The sequence below is a fragment of the Streptomyces lycii genome, assembly GCF_009735685.1.
Classification (GTDB): domain Bacteria; phylum Actinomycetota; class Actinomycetes; order Streptomycetales; family Streptomycetaceae; genus Streptomyces; species Streptomyces lycii.
This window is the reverse complement of record NZ_WHPN01000361.1, coordinates 1-6,350: the sequence shown is the minus strand read 5'-3', so window position 1 is coordinate 6,350 and position 6,350 is coordinate 1. Positions and strand designations below refer to the sequence as shown.

Below are 6,350 nucleotides of genomic sequence, written 5' to 3'. Positions count from 1 at the left end.
ATCGCAACCGCTTGAACGACCGTTAACACCCGTCCCGACGGAGGCGAAGATGAGCGCAGCGGAAGAGGTCCGGTACGGCGACGACGGCTGGGTGGCCGTCCGGCGGCACGGCGGCCACGTCGCGGAGCTGGTCCTCGACCGCCCCCGGGCCATGAACGCCGTCTCCACCGCGATGGCCGGCAGCCTCGCCGAGGCCTGCGCCGCCCTCGCCGCCGATCCCACCGCCCGGGCCGTGGTCGTCACCTCCACCCATGAACGGGCCTTCTGCGTCGGCGCCGACCTCAAGGAGCGCAACTCCTTCACCGACGACGACCTGCGCAGGCAGCGCCCGCACACCCGGGCCGCCTACACCGGCGTGCTGGAGCTGCCCATGCCCACCGTCGCCGCCGTGCACGGCTTCGCCCTCGGCGGCGGCTTCGAGATCGCGCTGTCCTGCGACCTGATCGTCGCCGACCGCACCGCCGTCGTCGGGCTCCCCGAGGTGTCCGTCGGCGTCATCCCGGGCGGCGGCGGCACGCAGCTGCTGCCGCGCCGGGTGGGTGCCGCCCGGGCCGCCGAGCTGGTGTTCACCGCCCGCCGGGTGCCCGCCGGGGAGGCGGCCGGGCTCGGCCTCGTCGACACCCTCGTCGACGAGGGCCGGGACCGCGAGGAGGCGCTGGCGCTGGCGGGCCGTATCGCCGCGAACTCCCCCGTCGGGCTGCGCGCCGCCAAGCGCGCGATGCGGCTCGGGCACGGCACGGATCTGCGCGCCGGACTGGAGATCGAGGAGGCCGCCTGGCGTACGGTCGCGTTCTCCGGGGACCGCGCGGAGGGCGTCGCGGCCTTCGCGGAGAAGCGCACCCCGGACTGGCCCGGCGTCTGACCCCGCTGCCGCCGCGGAGGGAGCGGATACCGGCAAAGCTTCCTAGGCTGGAGTGCACAGTGCGCCCACAGTGACGGAACGCGAGGTGCCGTATGGCTGACGGCAGCGGCGAACTCGACCCACGGCTGTGCGCGGTGGTGGGCCTGGCGCAGGCCACGGCCGGCGCCCAGACGCCCCGGGAAGCCGCCCGGGCCGCCGCCGAGGGCGCCCGGCACGCGCTGGACGGTTCCTTCGCGGCGATCTCCTCCTGGGAACGGAGCGAGGGGCGGCTGCGCGTCCTGGTCAACGTGGGGGCGCTCGCTCCGGACGAGGAGGAGTTCCCCGACGACGAGTCGTATCCCGTGCGGGACTTCCCGGAGATCGCCGAGTTCCTGCACGAGCGGTGGGCGGGCGGCGGCGAGCCGCACGCCTGGGTGGAGACCGCGGAGGAACCCCGGCCGCCGGACCGCCCGGCCGGCGCCTACTGCCACCAGCGGGTGGCGGCCCTGCGGCGGCGCGGGCGGGGCTGCTGCGTCGTCGCGCCGATCGTGCTGCACGGGCGGGCCTGGGGAGAGCTGTACGTGGCCCGGGCACCCGGCGAGCCGGTGTTCGGGCGCGCGGACGCGACCCTGGCGACGGTGCTCGCGGCCGTCGCGGCCGCCGGGATAGCCCAGACCCAGCGCCTGGAGGAGGCCCGCAGGCTGGCCTTCACCGACCCGCTGACCGGGCTGGCCAACCGCCGGGCGGTGGACATACGCCTCGACGAGGCACTGGAACGGCACCGGGTCGACGGCTCCGTGGTCAGCCTGGTCGTCTGCGACCTCAACGGACTCAAGCGGGTGAACGACACCCTCGGGCACGCGGTCGGCGACCGGCTCCTCGAACGCTTCGGCTCGGTGCTGTCCGTCTGCGGGGCGATGCTCCCGGGCGCCCTGGCCGCGCGGCTCGGCGGCGACGAATTCTGCCTCGTCACCCTCGGCCCCGGCACGGACGAGGTGGCGCGGGCCGCCGCGGAACTCTGCCGGCGGGCGGCGAAGCTGGAACACGGCGAGGGCGTGGCCTGCGGAATCGCCTCCACCGGCGCCCCGATCGGCCCCGTACGGTCCGCCCGGCGGCTGTTCCGGCTCGCCGACGCGGCGCAGTACCGGGCGAAGGCCGCCCGGTCCGACGTACCCGTCGTCGCGGGGCGCGAGGCACGCGAGGGGGAGGCGGATCCGGTGGTGCGGCTGGCCGACCACGCGGAGGCGGCCTCCGGCCCGGAGCGGCGGCGGTTCCGCGGTCGGTAGGTCTCCGGCGGGGGCGTCTCCCGGCCGGAGGCGGCACGGGGGGGGCCGGGGCGGCTCGGGATCTTGGCGGCTCGGGGTGCCATGGGGTGGCCCGGGGTCTTAGCGGCTCGTGGGGTGGCGGGGGGCGGCTCGGGATTTTCGCGGCTCGGGGCCGGGGCGGCACGGGGCAGGGGTGGTGCCTCGGAGGGCGGGGATGCGCCGCGCCTCGGAGCCGGGGGTGGTGGTGCCTCGGAGGGGTGGTGCCTCGCGGGCGGGGGTGGTGCCTCGGGGCCGGGGCCCGGACGGGGCACTGCGGCGGGGGCGGGGCTTGTGCCGGGGTGGGAGGCCCGGGTCGGGGCGGCGCGCATGGGGCGGGCTGATGCCTGGCCGGGGTGGGGTGGGGTGGGGTGGGGCACGGGTGCCCGGGGCCGGACGCCTGGCCGGTGCGGGGCACCGGTGCCGGAGGCCGGACGGCTGGCCGGTGCGGGGCCCAGGCGTCGGAGGCCGGACGCCTGGCCGGGGGCGGGCCCCCGGGAGGGGGTCTTCCACCGCATATTTACGGCCGCCTGAACGGTGCGCGGAGACGGTCACCCTATTTCCGCGGCCACACATACACGTAAGCGTGGAAGACCCCCTCCCTCCGGGCCCACCCCCTCCGTCGGCATGGCGGCCGCGGGCCGTCGTCGGCCGGTGTCCTCCCCACAGGCGCCTTCGCAGTCCCGGTGGGTCGGCGGTGCGGGCTGTCGTGCGCTGATGTTCGATGGCGGCCGTGTGCTTCCGTCCGGCGGCGGGGTGTCGTCCGGTCGTGTTCGCCTGTGACAGGCGGTGGCGGCCACGTGATCCCGGCGGATGGCAGACGCGGGCGTCAACCGCTGATGTTCCGGTGGCCGCCACGTGATCTGTCGGGCGGCGGGCGCCGGCCGTCGATGATCCGATGGCGGCCACGTGATCCTGCCGGGCGGCGGGGGGCGTCCGGTCGTGTTCGCCTGTGGCCGGCGGTGGCGTGGCAGGCCGGAGGTAGGGGGTGTGGCCGGGGGTCAGCCCGGTCTGCGGGTGAGCAGCCAGGGCTCCACCACGCCCAGTCCCCTCACCGGGCGCTGGTACATCGGCTGGAGCGCGAAACGGTACGGGGCCGGCGGCTCCGTGCCCTCCTTCTCGGCTGCCGCCGCCTCGGCCTCCGACTCCGGCGCGTCCCCGGACCGCATCAGCTCCTCGGCGAAGGCCCCGTCGACCAGCACCGTGTCCTTCGGCGCTATCGACGTCAGCCGGCTCGCCAGGTTCACCGTCGTACCGAACACGTCGCCCATGCGGGTGGTCACCGTGCCGAAGGCGATCCCGACCCGCAGCTCCGGCATCGTCTCGTCGTTCGCCAGGGTCTCGATCAGCCGCAGCCCGATCTCGGCGGCCGTGCCCGCGTCCTCCGCGGCGTACAGCACCTCGTCGCCCAGGGTCTTGATCAGCCGGCCGCCGCGCGCCGCGACCAGGTCGGCGGCGGTGGTCTCGAAGGCCTCGACCAGTTCGCCGAGTTCCTCCTCCTCCAGCCGCCGGGTGAGCCGGGTGAAGCCGACGAGGTCCGCGAAGCCCACCGCGAACCGCCGGTCGACCATCTCCTCGTCGTCCTGGGACTGGATGACCCGGCCGGCCGCCGCCGCCAGCTGCCGCCGCCAGACGTAGACCAGGAACTCCTGGAGCTCCGGCAGCAACAGCTCGACCAGCGGATACGCGACCTCGGTGCGGGTCATGCCCGGCTCCGGCGGCTCCGTCAGTCCTTCCAGGAACCCCTCGATCTGCCAGTCGGCGAGCCGGGAGGTGGTCTGCCCGGTGGAGCGGGCGACCTGCACGGCCATCGGCTCGCTGAGCAGCCCCGCCTCGACCAGACCGGCCAGCCGCCGCAGCGCCAGCACGTCCGCCTCGGTGAGCGCCTTGGCCTGCCCGATGTCGGCGAAGCCCATCGCGCGCCAGAAGCGGGAGGCCAGCTCCATGGAGACACCGGCGCTGCGGGCCGCCTGGAACGGCGTGTAGTGCCGCTCGGCACCGAGGATCAGCTGCTCCAGACGGAGCGCGAGGGGGTTCTCGCCCCGGTCGTCGGCGGTGTCCGCCGGGCCTTCGGAGGCGTCGTCGGAGAACGCCTGTGAGCCCCCGCCGGGGCCGCCCGGGGCGTCGCCGGGGCCCGCGTCGTCGGCGCTCACTGCCCGCCCCCTGTCCGTTCCCTGCGCACAGCCCTTCCGATCACTTCTCGACCCTGCACCACCTGGGCCGGGATGCAGGCCCAGGTCGCCTCAACGATACGGCAGGTGTGCGCTGGCTCACTCTCACCCGCCGGGCCGCAGATGGACGATGTCCCCGGCCCCGACCGGTTCCCGCACGCCGTCCGCGCAGGCCAGCACCAGCCGCCCGTCGCCGTCCACCGCGACGGCCTCCCCGGTGACGGCACGGTCGCCGGGGAGTTCCGCGCGGACCGTGCGGCCGAGCGTGGCGCAGCCCGCGGCGTAGGCGTCCATCAGACCGCTCGCGGCGGCGTCGCCGGCGGCCGCGCGCCAGTCGGCGTACCAGTTCCCGATCGAGCGGAGCACGGCCCGCAGCAGCGGGTCCCGGTCGGTGGACACGGCTCCCGCGAGCGCCAGCGACCCGGCCCCGGGCACCGGCAGCTCGGCGGCGCGCAGCGAGACGTTGAGCCCGATGCCGACGACGACGGCGTCGCCCGCCCGCTCGGCGAGGATCCCCCCGGTCTTGCGCTCCTCGCCCCCGACGGTCACCAGCAGGTCGTTGGGCCACTTGAGCGCGGTGTCGACACCGGCGGCGCGGGCCAGCGCGGTGGCGGTGGCGACCCCGGCGAGCAGCGGCAGCCAGCCCCACCGGTCCTCCGGGACGTCCGGCCCGGGCCGCAGCAGTACGGAGAAGAAGAGCCCGGAGCGCGGGGGCGCCGACCACTGCCGGTCGAGCCTGCCGCGCCCGGCGGACTGCTCCTCGGCGACGAGGACGGTGCCCTCCGGGACCTCCGCGCCGCCCGGCCCGCCGCCGCGGACACGTTCGGCCAGGTCTGTGTTGGTGGAGCCGGTCACCTGCACCACGTCCAGACCGGTCCACAGCGCTCCCGGGCGGAGCAGCGCGCGGCGCAGGGCGGTGGCGTTGAGCGGTGGCCGGTCGAGGTCCGACCAGCGGCCGGGGCCCCCGCCGGACGGCTCCCGCGGCGGCCCGCCGGGGGGTGTTGGCGTCATACGCCCAGCGTAGAGGGGTGTGGCCGGGACCGGGGCGGGGACGGCCGAGCCGGTGCCCGGCGGCCTCGTCCGCTCGTGATCTCCTTGCCCGGGTCCCGCTTTCCCGGGCAGGCTGCCGATTCCCGGGCAGGCTGCCGACCGGAACCGGCACGAGGAGATCCATGGGTTCATGGAGATCAGGAGAGACGACATGAGCGATCCCGCGACCTTCACCCTGGGCGGGGACCTGACGGTGCACCGCCTGGGGTTCGGCGCGATGCGGCTCACCGGCGAGCTGACCTGGGGGCCGCCCGCCGACCCGGAGGAGGCCCGGAAGGTGGCGCGCCGGGCGGTGGAGCTGGGGGCGGACTTCATCGACACCGCGGACTCCTACGGCCCGGGCACCAGTGAGGAGCTGCTGGCCGAGGCGCTGTACCCGTATCCGCGGGGCCTGGTGATCGCACCAAGGCGGGGCAGAGCAGGCCGTCGGCGCGCGAGTGGGTGCCGCTGGGCCGCCCCGAGTACCTGCGCCAGCAGTGCGAGCTGAGCCTGCGCCGGCTGCGGCTGGAGACGATCGACCTCTACCAGCTGCACCGGATCGACCCGCTGGTGCCGGCGGCGGAGCAGTTCGGCGCGCTGGCCCGGCTCCAGCAGGAGGGCAAGATCCGGCACATCGGGCTGTCGGAGGTCACGGTCGCGCAGCTGGAGGAGGCGCGTTCGGTGATCGACGTGGTGAGCGTGCAGAACCTCTACAACCTCACCGACCGGCGGCACGAGGACGTCCTCGAGCACTGCGCCCGGGAGAACATCGCGTTCATCCCGTGGGCTCCCGTCGCCCGCGGCGAGCACGCCCGGCAGGGCGGGCCGGTGGCGGACGTCGCCGAGCAGCTCGGGGCGACGCCCGCGCAGGTGTCGCTGGCCTGGCTGCTCCGGCGGTCGCCGGTGGTGATCCCGATTCCGGGCACCGCCTCGGTGGCGCACCTGGAGGAGAACGCGGGCGCGGCGCGGCTGGAGCTGAGCGACGAGCAGTTCGAACGGCTGGCGAAA

Annotated in this window: 4 protein-coding genes and 1 pseudogene; 3 read left to right on the top strand and 2 right to left on the bottom strand. The window is 75.8% G+C overall.

Annotated elements, in window-relative coordinates; translation table 11 throughout:
* The first annotated feature begins 49 nt into the window (after positions 1 to 49).
* Together GCU69_RS24205 and GCU69_RS24200 are read left to right on the top strand one after the other, a co-directional pair.
* A complete protein-coding gene (locus GCU69_RS24205) occupies positions 50 to 862 on the top strand; it encodes an enoyl-CoA hydratase/isomerase family protein (protein ID WP_156207172.1) in 813 nt (270 codons plus the stop codon).
* Positions 863 to 954: 92 nt separating this feature from the next.
* A complete protein-coding gene (locus tag GCU69_RS24200) occupies positions 955 to 2,127 on the top strand; it encodes a GGDEF domain-containing protein (protein WP_098753691.1) in 1,173 nt (390 codons plus the stop codon).
* 1,016 nt (positions 2,128 to 3,143) lie between these two features.
* On the opposite strand, the gene GCU69_RS24195 is transcribed toward GCU69_RS24200, so the two are convergent.
* Positions 3,144 to 4,295 carry an adenylate/guanylate cyclase domain-containing protein gene (locus GCU69_RS24195; RefSeq protein WP_098753688.1) on the bottom strand — a complete coding sequence of 384 codons (1,152 nt, stop codon included), beginning with the start codon at positions 4,293 to 4,295 and terminating at the stop codon, positions 3,144 to 3,146.
* A gap of 123 nt (positions 4,296 to 4,418) precedes the next feature.
* Positions 4,419 to 5,324 carry a biotin--[acetyl-CoA-carboxylase] ligase gene (locus GCU69_RS24190; RefSeq protein WP_098753687.1) on the bottom strand — a complete coding sequence of 302 codons (906 nt, stop codon included), beginning with the start codon at positions 5,322 to 5,324 and terminating at the stop codon, positions 4,419 to 4,421.
* Positions 5,325 to 5,514: 190 nt separating this feature from the next.
* On the opposite strand from GCU69_RS24190, the pseudogene GCU69_RS24185 reads away from it, so the two are divergent.
* Positions 5,515 to 6,350: pseudogene (locus GCU69_RS24185) on the top strand (aldo/keto reductase); the annotation flags it as partial.